15 protein-coding genes are annotated in these 17,701 nt (G+C 72.0%); 3 read left to right on the forward strand and 12 right to left on the reverse strand.

Features of this window, described 5'->3' with window-relative positions; genetic code table 11:
• Window positions 1–87: 87 nt before the first annotated feature.
• From arfA to Pma05_RS07075, 10 genes are all read right to left on the reverse strand, one after another.
• A complete protein-coding gene (arfA, locus tag Pma05_RS07030; RefSeq protein WP_203856457.1) occupies window positions 88–1,596 on the reverse strand; it encodes an arabinosylfuranosidase ArfA in 1,509 nt (502 codons plus the stop codon).
• A 97-nt stretch (window positions 1,597–1,693) separates the two neighbouring features.
• Entirely contained in the window at window positions 1,694–2,593 is a 900-nt protein-coding gene (locus tag Pma05_RS07035; protein ID WP_239311821.1) for a carbohydrate ABC transporter permease, read from the reverse strand.
• A gap of 3 nt (window positions 2,594–2,596) precedes the next feature.
• Window positions 2,597–3,544 carry a carbohydrate ABC transporter permease gene (locus tag Pma05_RS07040; RefSeq protein ID WP_239311823.1) on the reverse strand — a complete coding sequence of 316 codons (948 nt, stop codon included), beginning with the start codon at window positions 3,542–3,544 and terminating at the stop codon, window positions 2,597–2,599.
• Window positions 3,545–3,569: 25 nt separating this feature from the next.
• Window positions 3,570–4,928 carry an extracellular solute-binding protein gene (locus tag Pma05_RS07045; RefSeq protein WP_203856458.1) on the reverse strand — a complete coding sequence of 453 codons (1,359 nt, stop codon included), beginning with the start codon at window positions 4,926–4,928 and terminating at the stop codon, window positions 3,570–3,572.
• A gap of 274 nt (window positions 4,929–5,202) precedes the next feature.
• On the reverse strand, window positions 5,203–7,104 hold the full coding sequence (locus Pma05_RS07050; protein WP_203856459.1) for an ABC transporter ATP-binding protein: 1,902 nt from the start codon (window positions 7,102–7,104) through the stop codon (window positions 5,203–5,205).
• A gap of 190 nt (window positions 7,105–7,294) precedes the next feature.
• Window positions 7,295–8,989: an ABC transporter ATP-binding protein gene (locus Pma05_RS07055; protein WP_203856460.1), complete on the reverse strand. Its 1,695-nt coding sequence runs from the start codon at window positions 8,987–8,989 to the stop codon at window positions 7,295–7,297.
• 37 nt (window positions 8,990–9,026) lie between these two features.
• On the reverse strand, window positions 9,027–9,665 hold the full coding sequence (locus Pma05_RS07060) for a hypothetical protein (RefSeq protein ID WP_203856461.1): 639 nt from the start codon (window positions 9,663–9,665) through the stop codon (window positions 9,027–9,029).
• Window positions 9,666–9,805: 140 nt separating this feature from the next.
• Window positions 9,806–11,245, reverse strand: a complete 1,440-nt coding sequence (locus Pma05_RS07065) for a M28 family peptidase (protein WP_239311825.1) — start codon at window positions 11,243–11,245, stop codon at window positions 9,806–9,808.
• Between the two features lie 180 nt (window positions 11,246–11,425).
• Entirely contained in the window at window positions 11,426–11,800 is a 375-nt protein-coding gene (locus Pma05_RS07070; RefSeq protein ID WP_203856463.1) for a hypothetical protein, read from the reverse strand.
• A 94-nt stretch (window positions 11,801–11,894) separates the two neighbouring features.
• Window positions 11,895–12,878 (reverse strand): LLM class flavin-dependent oxidoreductase, encoded by a 984-nt coding sequence (locus Pma05_RS07075; RefSeq protein ID WP_203856464.1) that lies wholly within the window; start codon window positions 12,876–12,878, stop codon window positions 11,895–11,897.
• 424 nt (window positions 12,879–13,302) lie between these two features.
• On the opposite strand from Pma05_RS07075, the gene Pma05_RS07080 reads away from it, so the two are divergent.
• Both Pma05_RS07080 and Pma05_RS07085 read left to right on the forward strand, forming a co-directional pair.
• Window positions 13,303–14,346 (forward strand): LacI family DNA-binding transcriptional regulator, encoded by a 1,044-nt coding sequence (locus tag Pma05_RS07080; protein WP_203856465.1) that lies wholly within the window; start codon window positions 13,303–13,305, stop codon window positions 14,344–14,346.
• Window positions 14,347–14,405: 59 nt separating this feature from the next.
• Window positions 14,406–14,996, forward strand: coding sequence for a nucleotidyltransferase domain-containing protein (locus Pma05_RS07085; RefSeq protein ID WP_203856551.1), 591 nt, complete (start codon window positions 14,406–14,408; stop codon window positions 14,994–14,996).
• Window positions 14,997–15,081: 85 nt separating this feature from the next.
• Here the strand turns inward: Pma05_RS07085 and Pma05_RS07090 are convergent, their stop codons facing one another.
• Together Pma05_RS07090 and Pma05_RS07095 are read right to left on the reverse strand one after the other, a co-directional pair.
• The gene (locus tag Pma05_RS07090) at window positions 15,082–16,434 is read right to left on the reverse strand and encodes a glycoside hydrolase family 10 protein (RefSeq protein ID WP_203856466.1); all 1,353 of its coding nucleotides are present in this window, start codon (window positions 16,432–16,434) and stop codon (window positions 15,082–15,084) included.
• Between the two features lie 325 nt (window positions 16,435–16,759).
• Window positions 16,760–16,960: a hypothetical protein gene (locus Pma05_RS07095; RefSeq protein ID WP_203856467.1), complete on the reverse strand. Its 201-nt coding sequence runs from the start codon at window positions 16,958–16,960 to the stop codon at window positions 16,760–16,762.
• Window positions 16,961–17,217: 257 nt separating this feature from the next.
• Between Pma05_RS07095 and Pma05_RS07100 the strand changes: the two genes are divergently transcribed.
• Window positions 17,218–17,385 carry a hypothetical protein gene (locus Pma05_RS07100; protein WP_203856468.1) on the forward strand — a complete coding sequence of 56 codons (168 nt, stop codon included), beginning with the start codon at window positions 17,218–17,220 and terminating at the stop codon, window positions 17,383–17,385.
• The last annotated feature ends 316 nt before the right edge of the window (window positions 17,386–17,701 follow it).

The following is a 17,701-nucleotide window of genomic DNA, read 5'->3' on the forward strand; positions in this document are numbered from 1 at the left end:
GCGGTCGGGCTGTCGGCGGTCGGGTGAGCCTGGATGACGACGGCCGCCGGTGGCTGACCGTCGCTCCGCAGGGATCGGGCGCGGAGGTCAGCCGGCCGGAGTCAGCCGGATCATGTTCCAGGAGAGCGGCGGCAGGACCGCGTCGACCCGCCCGTCCTCGACCTTGAGGTCGGCGAGCCGGCTCGGCGTCACCCGCTGGGGCGCCTCCGCGCTGTTCGTCGCCTCCGGATCGGCGTCGGTCAGCACCACGTGCTCCCCGGCGACGAGACCGGAACAGGCCCGCAGGTCGACGTCGAGGGCGAGCGGTTCCCGCTGGTCCCGGTTGACCGCGAACAGGGTGACCGCGCCCGACTCGTCGTCCCGGACGGCGGTGGCGGTGACCGTCGGCACCTCGCCGTGCCGGGTGGTGTCGTGCGACGGCCCGGTCGGCTCGACCCGCAACACGGTGCCGCGACCGTGCTGAGAGGTCAGCGCGAACGGGTGGTACGTCGGCTGCACCCAGGCCGGCCCGCCCGGCTCGCTGCGGATCGGCGCGATGACGTTGACGAGCTGTGCCAGACAGGCGATCTTGACCCGGTCGGCGTGCCGGAGCAGCGAGATCAGCAGGTCGCCGACGACCACCGCGTCGACCACCGAGTAGGTGTCCTCGATCAGCCGGGGCGCTTCGGCCCAGTCGAGCTTCTCCTCCCCGGCGAACCGGCTCTGGTACCAGACGTTCCACTCGTCGACCGAGAGGTTGATCCGCTTCCGGTGCCGGCCGACGGCCCGGACGTGGTCGCAGGTGGCCACCACCGCCTCCATGAACCGGTCCAGGTCGACCGCGCTGGCCAGGAAGCTGTCCCGGTCGCCGTCGTGCTCCTGGTAGTAGCTGTGCACCGAGACGTAGTCGACCAGGTCGTAGGTCTCCTCCAGTACGGTCGCCTCCCAACTGCCGAAGGTCGGCATCCCGCTGCCCGAACTGCCGCAGGCGACGAGTTCGATCGACGGGTCGACCCGGCGCATCGCCTGCGCGGTCTGCGCCGCCAGCCGGCCGTACTCCCGGGCCGTCGTGAACCCGGTCTGCCACGGACCGTCCATCTCGTTGCCGAGGCACCACAGCTTGACGTCGTACGGGTCGGCGCTGCCGTGCTGCCGCCGCAGGTCCGACCAGTACGTCCCGGACGGGTGGTTGGTGTACTCCAGCAGGCTCCGGGCGGCGTCCACCCCTCGGGTACCGAGGTTGACCGCCATCATCGGCTCGCTGCCGACCCGGCGGGTCCAGCGGACGAACTCGTCGACCCCGACCTCGTTGGTCTCGATCGACCGCCAGGCCAGGTCGAGCCGGCGGGGCCGGGACTCGCGCGGCCCGATGCCGTCCTCCCAGTTGTAACCCGAGACGAAGTTGCCGCCCGGATAGCGCAGCACGGGTACCCCGAGTTGCCGGACCAGCTCCGCCACGTCCCGGCGGAACCCGTGCTCGTCGGCGGTCGGATGTCCCGGCTCGTAGATTCCGGTGTAGACGCAGCGCCCGAGGTGCTCCACGAACGAGCCGTAGAGCCTCGGGTCGACCTCGGCGATCTGGAACGCGGGATCGATGGTCAGCGTGGCCTGGTGCACAGAACCCCCATCAGTCGGTTGGTGTTGTTCGGTCCCGGCGATGCTCCCGCCGGATGCCGGGGTGCCGGGTCTGGGTCCGGCGCCCCGGCCGCTGGTGTCACCCCTTCAGGCCGGTGCCGGCGATGCCCTCGACGATCCGTCGCTGGAAGAGCAGGAAGACCAGCACCAGCGGCAGCGCGCCGAGGATCGCCGAGGCCATGGTGTCGGCGTAGCGGATGCCGTAGGTGCCCTGGATGGTGGCGAGGCCGACCGGGATGGTCATCAGCTCCGGGTCGGTGACCGCGAGCAGCGGCCAGAGCAGGTTGTTCCAGCTCCAGACGAAACTGAAGATCGCCACGGCGGATACCGCCGGCCGGGACAGCGGCATCACAACCTGCCGGTACGTCCGGAAGAAGCCGGCGCCGTCCATCCGGGCGGCCTCGTCGAGATCCCGGGGGATCCCGTCGAAGAACTGCTTGAAGATGAAGACGGCGATGGCGGTGGGAACCTGCGGCAGGAACACCGCCCACCAGGTGTTCAGCAGGTGCACGCTGCCGAGTTCCCGGAACTGCGGCACGATCAGCACCTGGTTCGGGATCATGAGGCCGCAGAGCACCAACCAGAAGACCACCCGGCGATACCGGAACCGCAGCCGGGACAGCGCGTACGCGGCCATGCTCGCGGTGAGCACCGTTCCCAGCGCGGCCAGCGCCGAGGTGACGAAGCTGGAGAGGTACCAGTTGAGGATGTCGCTCTGCGCCAGCACAGTGCGGTAGGAGAGCAGCGTCGGGTTCTCGATCAGCCAGGTCGGGTCGGTGGTCTCCGCGTTCGGCTTCAACGAGGTGTCCAACGCCCAGGCCAGCGGTACCAGCCAGAGCAGCGCGAAGGCGAGCAGCACCCCGACGCAGCAGCGGTTGAACAGCCGCAGCCGCCGGTCCACCGAGATCGCCAGCGCCGTGCCGCCGGTCCCGCTCCGGCGGTCCCGCTCGGCGCCGGGGGTCGATTCGAGGAGGGCCATCCCTCACACCTCCGATTCCTGGCGGCGGGTCATGACCAGCCACACCGCGGACACCGCGAGTACCAGCAGGAAGAACAGCGTCGACGCGGCGGCGGCGTACCCGGTGCGGTAGTCGGTGAACCCGACGTCGAAGACGTACTGGAGTGCCGAGCGGGTGCTGAAGTTCGGGCCGCCGCTGGTCATGATGTACATCTGGTCGAAGACCTTCAGCGAGGCGATGACCTGGAGCACCACCACCAGCGTCGTGGTGCGGGCCAGCAGCGGCAGGGTGATCCGGCGGATCTGCTGCCACGGCCCGGCGCCGTCGATCGCCGACGCCTCGTAGAGATCCCGGGGTACGTCCTGGAGGCCGGCGAGGTAGAGCACGAAGTTGAAGCCGAGCGTCCACCAGACCGTGGTGATCGCCAGCGAGACCATCGCCCAGTTCGGGTCGCCGAGCCAGTTCGGTGCGGTGGCGCCGAACGCGTCGACCGTCCGGCTGAGCAGGCCCAGCTCCGGGGTGTAGATCCACTGCCAGATCAGCGCCACCACGGCCGAGGGCAGCACGTACGGCAGGAAGTACGCCAGCCGGAAGAACCAGCGTCCCCGGCGGACGCGTTCGGCCAGCAGCGCGAAGACCAGCGCCAGCACCACCAGCGGGGGAGTGGTCAGGATGGTGAACCAGACGGTGTGCCAGAGCGCCCACCAGAAGTCGGAGCTGCCCAGCGCCTCGGCGTAGTTGTCCAGCCCGGCGAACTCGCCCAGCCCGGGGCGGACCAGGCTGGTGTGGAAGAAGCTCATCACCAGCCCGTACAGCGCGGGTCCGACGATGAAGAGCAGGTAGAGCGCGAGGAACGGGGCCAGGAAGAGCAGCGCGGGCCGGCCCTGCCGGGTTCGGTGGTCGGCGCCGCCAGACGGCGGCGACCCGGGTTCGGTACGGATCTGGTCGGGGGCCGAGATGGTGGTGGCCACGGCCAACCTCCTCGATGAGGTCAGGTCACACCGGCGACGGGGTCCGGGCGAGCGCGGACAACTGCGACCGGATCTGCGCGATCGCGGCCTGGGCGGTGAGTTGTCCGCCCTCCACGGCTCCGACCGCGGAGCCGATCACGTTCTCGAAGTTGGAGCCGGAGCCGGAGTACCAGCCGGGCGGGTCGTAGACCGCGGTGTCGGCCGCGGCGGCGTAGCTCGACTGTGGACTGAGCCGGCGGTACGCGTCGCTCTCGGCGAACGGCAGCCAGGTCGGGACGTGACCGCCCTCCGCCCAGGTGAGGCTCTGGTCGAGGACCGATCGGACGAAGTGCAGCGACCGGTCCAGCCGGGCCTGGTCCAGGTCGGGGCGGGCCGGCAGCACCAGGGTGTGCGAGTCGGCCTGCACGGCGTGCGGCCCGCCGAAGATGTTCGGCAGCAGCGTCATCCCGAAGGACATCCCGGCGGTCTGGAAGGTGCTGATCTCCCATTCGCCGTTGAGGTGGAAGCCGGCCTGCCCGGCGGCGAACATCGCGATCGCGCCCTGGTAGTCGGCGGCGCTCGGCATGAGCCGTTGCTCGACGGTGAGGGCGCGCAGGTAGTCGAGCACCCGGGTGGCCTTGGCGTCGTCGAGCACGATCCGGGTGCCGTTGTCGGCCAGGATCTCACCTTCCAGTTGGGAGTAGAAGGTCTGGAAGAGCCGCCACGGCGAGGCGGGGTCGGCGTTGATGCCGTGGGTGGCGCCGTACTGCCCGGTCACCTGCTTGGCTCGGGCGAGCGCGTCGGCGAACGCCGCCTCGCCGGTGATCGGCTTGAGCTGACCGTCGGAGTCGAGCAGTCCGGCCTGCTGGCAGACGTCGGTGTTGTAGAAGAGTACGAACGGGTGGGTGTCCAGCGGGATCGCGTACGCCCGGCCGTCGACCAGCCCGGCCTGCCAGGCCCGCTGGTTGAAGTTGTCCGGTGCCATGCCGTGCCGGGCCAGGTCCTCGGGGCGCAGTTCCTGGAGCAGTCCCGCGTCGACCAGGGTCTTCATCCGGGTGAGGTGCGAGACCGCCACGTCCGGTGGCTCCTCGCCGACGGTGGCCAGGGAGAGCTTGGTGTAGTACGGGTCGCCCCAGGCCAGCGTGATGGCCTTGAGCGGGGTGCCGGGGTTCGCCCGGCGGAAGCCGTCCTGGATCTGCTGCATCCGGACGCCGTCCCCGCCGCCGAAGAGGTTCCAGTACTCGACGGCCCCCGGCGCCGCCTCGGTCTTCAGTAGTCCGGCGCCGACCGGGGTGGCGCAGCCGGTGAGAGTCGCGGCACCGGCACCGGCGAGCGCGCCGAGCAGTACGCCCCGGCGGCTCAGTGCCGGCCCGGGAGGCCGGGGGGCGGGTGGCGGACCGTGCATGGGTTCCCTCCTGACCGGAGTTGTCGATGAACCGTTTCAGGCACCAATCCCGGGGCTCCGGCGGCGGGGCGACGCGGCTCTGCGTCGGTGGTCGCTACCGGAGCAGCCCGATGTTAGCGATCACACTGGTGCAGATTGTTCCCGGTCGTGCAGACGCCCGTCAATGAACCTTTTCAACCTGACCAACTCGGCGGGTGCCCTCCGGCCGAGCCTCAGCCCTCCGGCCGAGCCTCAGCTCTCGGGGCGGCCGAGCCCCAGCTCTCGGGGCCGAGCCTCAGCCCTCGGCGTCGGTCGTCCGTTCCGGCTGTCGCTGTTCCGGCTGTCGCTGTTCCGGCACCGGGTCCGGTTGGGGCGGCGTGTCCCGGGTGCCGGTCCAGGCCGCCCAGAGGGCCGCGTACCGGCCGCCGGCGGCGACGAGTTCGTCGTGCGTACCGGTCTCCGCCACCCGGCCGGCATCCAGCAGGATGATCCGGTCCGCCGTGGCCGCCTGGGTCAACCGGTGCGCCACCACCAGTCCGGTACGCCCGTCCAGCGCCCGGGCCGCCGCCGTCTCCAACTGTCGAGCACCGGCACTGCCGGCCTCGGCGGTCGCCTCGTCCAGGATCGCCACCGGCGGCGCGGCCAGTACCAGCCGGGCCAGGGCGAGCTGCTGCGCCTGCGCCGCCGTCAACCGGTGCCCGCCGTCGCCGACCACCGTGGCCAGCCCGTCCGGCAGCGCGCGTACCCAGCCCAGCGCGCCGACCCGGTCCAGCGCGGCGAGCAGCTCCTCGTCGGTGGCGTCCGGCCCGGCCAGCCGCAGGTCCTCGGCGAGTGGTCCGGCGAAGACGTGCACCTCCTGGCTGACCAGGCCCACGGTCCGGCCGGCCACGGCGGCGCCGAGGTCCTCGATCGGTACGCCACCGAGCCGGATGCTGCCGCCGCCGGGCCGGTGGATCCCGGCGATCAACTTGGCCAGCGTGGTCTTACCGGCACCGCTCGCCCCGACCAGGGCGACCCGCTCGTTCGGCGCCACGCTGAACGTGACGTCGTGCAGTACGTCGTGCCCCGGCACGTACGCGTGCCGCAGCTCCTTCGCCTCGACGCCGCCGTCCACCGGCACGGGCCGCTGTTCCGGCCGCCGGTGCGTCGGCAACCGGGTGACGCCGACCAGCCGGACCAGGCTGGCGGCGGCCGACTGGGCGTCGTCGACCAGGCTCAACGCGGCGTTGAGCGGGCCGAAGAGGTTGTGGAAGTAGAGGGCGGCGGCGGACGCCGTACCGACGGAGACCGCGTCGGCGCGCACCAGCAGGAAACCGGTCACCAGCACGGCGGTCAACCCGACGAACTCGGCGAGGTTGAGCCGGCCGAAGAACCGGGTCATCAGCCGGATTCCGCGCAGCGTCAGCTCGACCGCCGCGGCGGAACTGCCGGAGACCCGGTGCAGGTGCGGTTCGGTGAGCCGGAACGCGCGTACCGTCCGGGCACCGCCAACGGTGTCCAGCAACTGCTGCTGCTGGGCGCCGTGCGCCACCCGCTGGCTGGCGTAGAGCGGCTGGGCCCGGCGGGCGTACCACCGGGCGGTGTGCAGTTGGATCGGCACCGCGAGCAGCGCGGCGAGCAGGAACCGCCAGTCGAGTACGGCGAGCCCGACCAGGGTCAGCCCGATGGTCAGGCCGGAGCGGGCGAGTTGTGGCAGCGCCATCCGGACCGCCTCGGCGATCACCGTCACGTCCCCGGTGACCCGTGCGGTCAGGTCGCCGGACCCGGCCCGCTCGACCTGCTCCAGCGGCAGGTCGAGTACCCGGTCGATGAACCGCTCACGCAGGTCCGCGAGCATGCCCTCGCCGAGCCGGGCGACCTGGGACAGCCCCAGTGCCAGCGAGATCCCCTGGACGACCGCGACCAGCCCGAGCAGCACCGTCGGGGTGGTGATCGCGGCCGGCGGCCGGCCGTCGACGACCAGGTCCACGATGTGGCCGAGCAGCGGGGCCGTGAGCAGCCCGACCGCCGTGGAGCCGACGAGCAGGCCGAGGGCGCGCAGGGCGAGGAGCCGGCGTGGCCGCAGCAACTCGGCCAGGGTGTCCCGGACCTGCCGCCCGGTCGCGGTCGGCAGCAGCTCCCGGGCCGGCGGCTCGGCTCCGGTCGTGGCCGGTAGCGGTTCCCGGGCCGGCTGCTCGGCTTCGCCCGGCTCGCTCATCGGCCAACTCCTCCGTCCCGGGCCTCTCGGCCGGCGCCCATGTCGGCGTTGACGCCTGGGCAAGCGTTCCGGACTCTTCGGCCGGCGTTCACCTCGGTGTCGACGCCCGGGGAAGTGTCCTGGACTCCTCGGCCGGCGCTCGCCTCGGCGTCAACGCCCGGGGAGGCGTTCCGGGCTCCTCGGCCGGCGTTCATCGCAGCACCGACGCCTGGTAGCTGGTGTCCCGCCGGACCAGGTCCGGATGGCTGCCCTCGGCCCGCACCGCGCCGTCGTCGAGCAGCAGCACCCGGTCGGTGACCGCGAGCAGCGCCGGGCTGGTGGTCACCAGCAAGGTCGTCCGGCCCTGTCGGAGTTCCCGCAGCCCGGCCGCGATCCGGGCCTCGGTGGCCGCGTCGACCGCGGTGGTCGGATCGTGCAGGACCAGCACCGGCGGCTCGGCGGCGAGCGCCCGGGCCAGGGCCACCCGCTGCCGCTGCCCGCCGGAGAGCGAGCGTCCGCGTTCGGTGAGCAGCGTGTCGATCCCCTGCGGCAGGGCCCGGGCCACCTCCGCCACGTCGGCGGCGGCCAGTGCCCGGCGTACGTCGGTCTCGGCGTTCGCCGGTGCGCCGACGTTGTCCCGCAGGGTGCCCTCGAACAGGTCGGCGTCGTGCGGCGCGACCAGGATCGCGGCGCGCAACCGCTCGGGGTCCAGGGTGTGCAGCCCGGCACCGTCCAGCTCGACGGTGCCGGCCTCCGGGTCGACGTCGCGAGCGAGGCAGCGCAGCAGGTCGTCGGCGACGGCCGGATCGGTCGCCACGATGCCGACCAGCTCGCCCGGTGCGGCGTGCAGGCTGACGCCGCGCAGCGTGCCGTGCCGGACGTCCCGCAGGTCGACGCGGCCGAGTACCGGGGTGTCGGGGGAGCCGCTTCCGGTGGGCGTCGCCGGAGGTGCCCCGAGTACCGAGGCGATCCGGTCGGCGGAGGCGCGGCCCTGGGCGAACTCGGCGTTCACCCAGCCGAAGATGGAGAGCGGTCCGAGTAGGAAGAGCGCCAGGCCGACCGCCGTGACGAGCTGCCCGACGGTGAGGTCGCCCTGTGCCGCCAGCCGGCCGCCGAGCAGGCCGACGGCGGCCACGAAGAGTCCGGTGATGGTGAGCAGGGTGCCGTCGTACCAGGCCTGGGCCTGGGCCGCCCGGACCGTGGCGGCCAGCGACTCCCGGCTGGTCCGCCGGTAGCGCTGGGCCGCGGCCGGGGCTGCGCCGAGACCCTTGAGTACCCGCAGTCCGGCGACCAGGTCCGCGGCCACCCCGGAGGCGTACGCCGCCCGCTCCTGCTCGGCGTGACTGCGCCGCTCCAGCGGGCGGCCGAGTCGATGGGCGAGCCAGAGCAGCAGTGGTGCGCCGACCAGCACCAGGAGTCCGAGCGGTACCGAGACGACCAGCAGGGCGACGCCGCCGACCAGTAGACCGGTGGAGGCCCCGATCGCGGTGGCGAAGGCCCGGTTCACCGAGCCGACCCGATCGGCGTCACCGGTGGCGGTGGCGACCAGGGCACCGGGCAGCCGACCGGTCTCCGCCCCGCCCCGATGGTCCAGGATCCGTCGGGTGAGCGAGATCCGGAGCTGGTGTGCGGCCTGCTCGACCGCGCGTTCGCCGGTACGGGCGCTGAGCCGGAAGCTCGTCGACAACACCGCGAACACCACGGCCAGTACGCCGATCCAGCCGACCAGGTCGACCACTCCGCCCCGGCCGACGGCCCGGTCGATGACCACTCCGATCAGCACCGGTACGAGTGCCTCGCCGGCCTGGTGACTCGCGCTGAGGCCCGCGCTGGCCAGCACGTGCCGGAGCTGGCCGGTGATGGCGCCGGTCAGTACGGTACGTGCCGTGGGACTGCCGGTCCGCACGCTCGGGCTCCTCCGCTTGACGAAGTTGAAGGTTAGGCTAACCTAAACCATCGTCGGGTCGCGACCCCCTCCGCCCCTGGGAACCGGCGCACGAGCCGTTACGCCGCGAGGAGGATCGTGATCCCGACCACCGCGTCGACGACCGGTGCCCGTCGGGCGGGTCTGGGTGCCCGCCGGCCGGGTGCCCGCCGGTGTACTCGTCCAGCCGGCGGAACATCGCGAGCAGCATGGCCGGCAGCATCAGCACGTGACCGGCCATCATCACGAACTCCCCGCTCACCGCCCCCGCCCAGTACGGCGGCAGGAAGAGCAGGAACGGTACGTACATCGCCGCGCCCATCTCGGCGACCGGAGCCCAGCCGTGTGCCCGGTGGCGCATCCAGATGGTCATGCCCACTGTCATGTTGGTGGCCATCACCAGCGCGCCGATGTCCGGACGGGCGAGCACGTCGGACAGGCCGAGCCCGGTGGCGGCGCCGAGCCCGCTGGCCAGTACCTCCCACACCGGGCCGAACAGCAACATTCCGACGACCATCGCGATCGTCATCTCGGCGAAGTGCCGGAGGAAGTGCCGGGCGGCGTGCCGCCGGGGCGTCCCGGAGCTGTGGAGATGGGTGTGCGGGGTACCGGCGGATTCGGTGTTCCGGACCGTGTTGTCCGGGATCGTGGATGTCATGGCTCAAGGCTGTCGGCATGGCTGGTCAACCGGCAGGCGCGCGCCGCACGGTTCGACCATGCGGATCGCATGGCTGGACCGTGCGGCGCGGCCGACAGCCGGCGACGCCGGCCCGGTCGTCGCCCGGGCCGGCGTCGCGGTCAGGGCCGTCGAGCCGTGGCGTACGCGGCGGCGCCGATCAGCTCCAGCGACACCTGGAGCCGGGCCACGCTGATGTTCTTCTCGATGGTGTCCTCCGGGCTGTGGTACGGCGGCTCCAGCAGGGCCGGAGACTCCTCGCCCCGCCAGGAGAAGTTGGCGCTGGCGATGCCGACCTCCTGGAACGACTGGTGGTCGCTGGAACCGCGCAACGTCACCGGCGAGATCCGGGGCTGGTAGCCGAGCCGGGTCGCGGCGGCGGCCACCTCGTCGGTGGCCCGGTTCGCCAGCCCGTCGAAGGAGAGCAGCCAGTATCGGGTCGCCGGGTCCCAGCTCGTCGCCACCATGTCGTTCTGGTAGACGGCGACGATCCGGTCCCGTTCTGCCTGCGGCAGTTGGGCGACGTAGTAGCGGGAGCCGATCAGGCCCTGCTCCTCCGAGCCCCACAGTCCGAACCGGACGGTCGCGTCGACCGGCAGGCTGCGCAGCACCCGGGCCAGTTCGAGGCAGAGCACCGTACCCGAGCCGTCGTCGTTGGCGCCCGGTGCGCCGATCACGGTGTCGTAGTGCGCGCTCACCATCACCACCGGGCTGTTCTGCCCGCCCCACCGTGGTGCCCGCTCCGCCAGTACGTTGTGCGAGGTGAGGCCCCGGTGCGCCGAGGTGGCGACGGTCAGGGTCAGCGGGCGGGTGGCGAGTCGCTCCCGCAGCCGGTGCTTCTGCGCCTGGGCGACACCGACCACCGGGATCGGCACCGGAGAGGTGGCCGAGCCGGGCAGGGTGGGTGCGAACGCCTGTGCCCGGCGCGGCTCCACGAGGTCGGCCGGCAGGAAGACCACCGCCGCCACCTGCTTGGCCACGGCGGTGGCGACCAGCGTCTCGCGCTGCGCCGCGACGTAGTCGACGAGTACGACCTTGCCGGCGGCGTCCGCCGGGTAGTTCTCCGGTGCTCCGGCGCCGACGTCCACCACCCGGCCGGTGACCCTGGTGTCGAGGGCGGCGTGCGGTGATGCCCCGACCTGCCAGTTCAGGTCGTCGGGGAGGCCGGGTCGGGAGCTGAGCTGGCCGAGGAACTTGTCGGCGACGGTGAACGGCTGAAGCGTCGTCCGGTAGCCGAGGTCGTCGAGTTCGTCGGCGAGGTATTTCGCGGCGGCCCGTTCGGAGGAGGTGCCGCCGATACGCGGTCCGATCTTCTCGGAGAGATGCCGCAGGTGGTGCAGCGCGCGCCTGGCCGAGACCCGGCCGGCGACCAGCCGGTCGTGCGCGTCCAGGGTCGGCGGACGGACGGCACCGGGGCGCTGGTCGGTCACCGCCCAGGCCGGGCTGGCGGTGGCGAGGGCAGCCGCACCGCCCAGCCCGAGCGCGAGCGCCCGGCGTCGGGTCACCGCGGACTTCTCCGGGCTTTCGGCGTCGGCAGTGGGGAACTCAGGGCGACTCTCCAATGTGGTCCTCCTGGTTGCATCGGTCCGGGCCGACATCACCGGCCCGGACCGCGGGGGTGGTCACCGTCGAAAGAACGTGCTCACGGTGTGGGAGATCGGGGTCACGGTGCAGTGAATGTAGCCCCGGCCACCGATCGAATTCAAGATCGATTTACCGGTGCTCGGCTGCGAGGGTCGCCGTCAGCTCCTGGTCGATCCGTCTCCGCCGGCCCGCCCCGTGTCGGCGGAGACGGGCTCGTCGGGGCAGACGGCCGCGTCCAGGTAGGAGTCGACGAGTTCGGTCGGGGCGCCGGCTTCGAGCAGCAGGTCGACGGCGTTGATCGCATACCAGTTGTCGGCGACGGCGTGCATGGCCGCGGCCTGGGCGAGCAGGTCGGGGTCGGCGGCGAGATCGGCGAGCTCGGCAAGGGCGGTGGCCCGGACCAGACCCTCGCGATAGCCGCCGGCGTAGTCCGTGGCGATCTGGTGCACCCGGGCGAGGACGAGTCGGCGGTCGGTGGGCTGGTGGGCGGCGAGGCGGGCGTGGCCGCCGGCGTGGTCTCGGCTGTCGTACACCTCGATATTCTATCGTACATGTGTTCTAATCGTGCGCCCGGGAGGCGGCGACACGAGCCTTGTCCACAGTGCTCGGATGGCGCCGATCCGCAGGTCAGCCCCGCTGGCGCAGCCGGTCGACCAGTCCGGCGAAGCGTTCGAGCGCGGCGACGCCGTCCGTCGCGGCCACCTGGAGGGCCAGCACGTCCGGGCGGAGCCGGTCGAGCAGCAGTTCGCAGAAGCCGAGGAGGTCCCGGGGCTCGCCGACCCGCCGATACCGGGCCAGGATCGCGTCCCGGCCGAGCCGGTCGGCCCGCTGGCGCAGCCGGGTCGGGCTCGATGCCGCCAGCCGGCCGGGCGTACGCAACCCGCGCCAGGGCCGCAGCGCCCGGATCGCCTCGTCGTCGCTGTCGGCGAGTACGACGAAGCTGCTCAGCACCACCCTCGGTGGCGTACGCCCAGCCGCCGAGGCCGCCGCCCGAGCCACATCCACCACCTCCCGGCCGGTCCGTTCGGGGTCCTTGACCGAGCTGACCACCCCGTCGGCGAGCCGACCGGCGGTGGCCGCCGAGCGGGGACCGGCCGCCGCCAGGTGCACCGGTACGCCGGTCAGCGGTGGACTGTGCAGCCGGATCGACGAGACCGGATAGTACGCCGCCTCCGGCCGCTGGACGGTCTCGCCGGCCAGCAGCGGCCGGAGCAGTCCGAGCGCCTCGGTCATCCGGGCCAGCCGCTCGGGGTACGGCGGAAACCGGCCCAGCGGTGCCTCGTTGATGCCCTCCCCGGTGCCGACCCCGAGTTCGAACCGGCCGCCGGAGAGCCGGTCGAGCGTGGCTGCGGCCTGCGCGACCAGCACCGGATGCTGGCGGAACAGCGGGCAGGCCACCGCGGAGACCAGCGTGGCGCTCCGGGTCGCCGTGGCGATCGCGCCCAGCGTGGCCCAGCCGTGGCCGGCCGACCCGGCGTCGTCCACCCAGGGTTGCAGGTGGTCGGAGACGAGCACCGCGTCGAAGCCGGCCTGCTCGGCCCGGCGGGCCTGGGTCACCAGCCGCTCCGGCTGCCACTCCTCGTGGCCGAGGAACCAACCGAACCGCGTCACCGGGCTCCTTCGGTCTCGGTGGTGCCACCTGGCGGATCGGACAGCGCCGGCCCACCACTACCGACGGCCTGCCGGGCAAGCCGCCGGACCAGCGCCGCCGGATCGTCCACTGTGCTCGGCCGAAGCATCTGCGGTACCCGGATCGACCTGGCCGCCCCCGGCCCGCCGCTACCGAGACGGCCGCTACCGACGAGCTGGCCGCCGCCTGACCTGCCGCGCCGACGGCCCCGTCCGTCGATGGTCGAACCGGCGACGGGACGGACCGGACGGCCGGGGCCGAAAGCCGGTGGGAAACCATATCATCATCGATGTAACGACCTCGGTGAGCGGCGCGTCGGCGCGGTGCACCGGCCGGGCAGGGGTCGGTTCGACAGCCGCCTACCCTGGAGCCACCATTGATCAACGCAAGTTCCGGGAGCAGATCATGAGATCCCAGCGCCGCGACCCCGGAAGGCCCACGCTGAGCGAGGTCGCAGCCCGAGCGGGCGTCGGGCGCGGCACCGCCTCCCGGGTGGTCAACAACTCCTCCCAGGTCAGCCCGACGGTCCGGGCCGCGGTGTGGGCGGCGGTCCGGGAACTCGGGTACGTGCCGAACCGCGCCGCCCGGGCCCTGGTCACCCAGCGGACCGACTCGGTCGCGCTGGTCATCTCCGAGTCCGGCGAGCGGGCGTTCGGTGAGCCGTTCTTCGCCGGCATCGCCCGGGGCGTCAGCGCCGGCCTGGCCGACACCCCGCTGCAACTGTGGCTCTCCTGGATCCAGTCGCCGGGCGGGCGGGAGAAGATGGAGCACCAGCTCACCGACCAGCACGTCGACGGGGTGATGCTGATCTCGCTGCACGACGCGGATCCACTGCCGGGCCTGCTGATGGAGCGTGGGCTGCCCACTGTCCTCGGTGGACGGCCGGCCCGGATGCTCGGCCCGGGCGCGCAGCCGGCGTACTTCGTGGACGTGGACAACGCGGGCGGCGCCCGGCAGGCCGTCGAGTACCTGATCGGGATCGGCCGCCGGGCGGTCGCCACGGTCGCCGGGCCGCAGGACATGGGCGCCGGGGTGACCCGGTTGGCCGGCTACCGCGAGGCGCTCGCCGCGCACGGCCGGCCGGTCTCCGAGGACCTGATCGAGTACGGCGACTTCAGCGCGAACAGCGGCCTCGACGCGATGCGCCGGCTGCTGGACCGGCGCGGCGACCTGGACGCGGTCTTCGCCGCCTCCGACCTGATGGCGTTGGGGGTCATCCAGGCGCTGCACGAGGCGGGCCGGCGCATCCCGGCCGACGTGGCGGTGGTCGGCTACGAGGACTCCTCGCTGGCGCTGCACGCCAACCCGCCGCTGACCTCGGTGCACCAACCGGTGATCACGATGGGCACGGAGATGGCCCGGCTGCTGGTCGCACAGATCCGGGGCGACGAGATTCCCTCGCCGGCCATCTTCCTGGACACCCACCTGGTCCGCCGACGGTCGGCCTGACCGTCCGACCCGGCCTCGGCTGACTCGGACCGGCCCGGGTTGGTTACCGTCGACCCGTGATGCCGGATCTCGACGCCTGGGAGCCCTGGCCGCCGTCGGTGGTCGCCGAACGGCTGGCCGGCCTCGACCTGCCCTGGTACGTGGCGGGCGGCTGGGCCATCGACCTGTGCCGGGGCGTACCCTCCCGGCCGCACGAAGACCTGGAGATCGCGGTTCCGGCGGACCGGTTCGCCGAGGTACGGGAGCGCTTCGGCGACTGTGAGTTCGCCGTGCCACACGACGGCCGGCTGTTCACGCCGACTCCGGAGTCGATGCGGACCAGCCACCAGACCTGGGCGTACGAGCGGGTCAGCGGCCGGTGGCGGCTGGACGTGTTCCGGGAGCCGCACGACGGGACGGTCTGGGTCTGTCGGCGCGACGACCGGATCCGTCGCCCGTACGCCGACATCGTCCGGCACGACCCGGACGGGATTCCGTACCTGGTGCTGGAGGTGGTACTGCTGTTCAAGGCGAAGGCCGTCCGGGCGAAGGACGAGGCGGACTTCGCCACCGCGCTGCCGCTACTGGACGACACCGCACGATGCTGGCTCGACGACGCGCTGGCCCTGGTGCACCCGACCCACCCGTGGCGGGCGCGACTGACCGGTTGACCGGCCCCCGCCGGCGATCCCGATACCGGCCGATGTCGCCGGCCGTGCGATGGGGACACCGCACGGCCGGCGAGGGGACGGTCGGCTACCCGGCGGTGCAGGATCTGACCTGCGGTCGGGCGCTGGAGTTGCCGTTCATCATCGTGGTGAAGCCGAACGTGTTGCCGCTTCCGTTGGAACGCATCGTCAGCACGGTGTTGTTGCTGCTCAGACTGGCGCTGCCGCTCCAGGTGGTGCTGATCGACTGCGGTGCGGTGACAGCCACCACCACGGTCCAGTTGCTGGCGCCGCTGACCGTCACCGACGTGTTGTACCGGTCGCCCCAGACCGTTCCGGCCGTGGTCGACGTGGTGCAGCCGCCGCCAGGCGGTGGGGTGGTCGGGTTGCCGCCGGGGTTGCCGTTGTTCAGCGCGGTGAGCACGGCGTCGTACGCCGGCTTCTTCTGGCCGCTGCCGTTGAACAGCAACGGGCTCTCGCCGGACCGCCACGAGTCCGAGTCGCGGATGCCCCACACCGTGATGCCCTTGCAGCGGGCCACCGCCAGGCAGTCGTTGGTCACGTTGCGGTACGCGTCGGCCGGCGCGTTGCGGATGTCCAGCTCGGTGATGTGCACGTCGACGCCGAGGGCGGCGAAGCTGGACAGAGTGGTGCGGTAGTTGCTCGGGTAGTTCGAGCCGCCGGTGAAGTGCGACTGGAGACCGACGCAGTCGATCGGTACGCCGCGCTGCTTGAAGTCCTGGACCATCCGGTAGACGGCCTGGGTCTTGGCGTCGTTCCAGTTGTCGATGTTGTAGTCGTTGTAGCAGAGCTGCGCGTTCGGGTCGGCGGCGTCCGCGGCCCGGAACGCGGCCTCGATCCAGTCGTTGCCGGTGCGCTGGAGGTTGGAGTCGCGCCGGGCGCCGCTGCTGCCGTCCGCGTACGCCTCGTTCACCACGTCCCACCAGGTGACCTGGCCCCGGAAGTGGGTGGCGACCTGGGTGACGTGGTTGAGCATGGCCTGGCGCAGCGTGCTGCCGGAGAGGCTCTGCATCCAGCCGGGCTGCTGCGAGTGCCAGGCCAGGGTGTGGCCGCGTACCTGCATGCCCCGGCTGCGGGCGTGCTGCACGATCCGGTCCGCGTTGCCGTACGAGAACTGTCCCCGCTGCGGCTCGGTCGCGTCGATCTTCATCTCGTTCTCGGGCGTGACCTGGTTGAACTCGCGGTTCAGAATGGTCGTGTACGCGCTGTCGTTGAGCTTGTTCGCCGCCACGGCGGTACCGAAGTAGCGCCCGCCCCGCTCGGCGGCGGAGGCACCCAGGGTGCTCGCCGCACTGGCGGTGTTGGGCAGCGCGATGGCGCCGGCGGTGGCGAGCATGCCCACCGCGCCGATGACGAGCGCGAGTCGGGTCCGGTAGCGCGGTCTCGGGCCCCTGGCGCCGTCGGTGGAACTCCTGATCATCTCTGCCCCTTCTGGCGGATGGCCGGACGGGCGCATGGTGGTGGGTCCGTCCGGGCGTCACGGTGTGGAAACGGCCGGGGCCACCCTGGTCCGCCGCGATTCGATCCCTGACGGACAGCGTGGCGCCAATCGACCTTAATGGATGGATAGTGTTCCATCGCCGGTCCCGGGGGTCAACGGTTTCCGGAACACTCCCGGCGTGCTGCCGCTCGGCTGTCGTCGCCGGAAGCTCGTTGCTGACCAGCTAATGTGGTGACGCTCCACGCCGCCGACGATGGCGTCCGAGACGACGGCAGGTCGGAGTCGGACGTGGAGTTCCGAAAAGTTACGGAGCTGGCTCCTCGGTCCAGCGGCCTCCCGGCGGCGCGGCGGTCAACTGGGTCACCGCCAGCACGTAGACCACGTCGAAGAAGAGCTCGGGGTGGTGACCCGGGCGTCGTCCGGCCCACGGAGCACGTCCGGTCGGCCGCCAGGGCTGGTCAACCTGCCTCCGCCCCGGGATCGTCCGGCTCGTCGTCACCGCCATCAAGCGGATAATGAGGGATAATTCGCCATCTTATCCTGTTTTGATGCTGTAATACTGCGTATCCGGCGACCGGCGTGATCCGGATGAGCGGTACTCGGGTGGCCGAGCCGACCGGCGGCGCCGGGCCGGTCCGGCGGGGTCGTTTGCAGGCCGGTCCGGACGGGGATGCGAGCACTCGATCGCCGGAGTGCGCCAGCTCTCGTGAAACCGAGACTCTTGAGGTCGTACGAGACGGGGGATGCCCCAGCGGAGGAGACATGCCCGTACTTGCCAAGAAGGTCCTCACCTGGCTGTTCGTGGGTTTCCTGATTTTCTTCGTCGCGTTCCGGCCGGACGGTGCCGCCGATCTGGTCGAGACGATCGGGGCGGTGCTGATGGCGATCGCCCAGGGGATCGGCGACTTCCTGACCCGACTGATGGCCTGACCCGACTGATGGACCTGACCCGACTGATGGCCTGACCGCTCGCTCGGGCGGCGGGGAGTCGGAGGGTGATAAGTACATCAGTTTGATTTAAGATATGTCCTCCAGCCCGCGCCGGTGCCGATCGAGGCAGCGTGCGTGCGGCAGCCAGCGGATCCTGGAGGACTTCCCGTGGTGGAGGCGCGTGCCCTACAGTCCGCCACGGCGGTCGGCGTACCGCTGACGTGCCTGCCGGGCGCGATGCTCCGGTCGTCGGGGTGTCCCGCCGGGGGCCCTGTCGCCCTCCGACTGGTCCGGCAGGTCAGGTGAGGCCCGCACC

The organism is Plantactinospora mayteni, assembly GCF_016862935.1.
Lineage (GTDB): Bacteria > Actinomycetota > Actinomycetes > Mycobacteriales > Micromonosporaceae > Plantactinospora > Plantactinospora mayteni.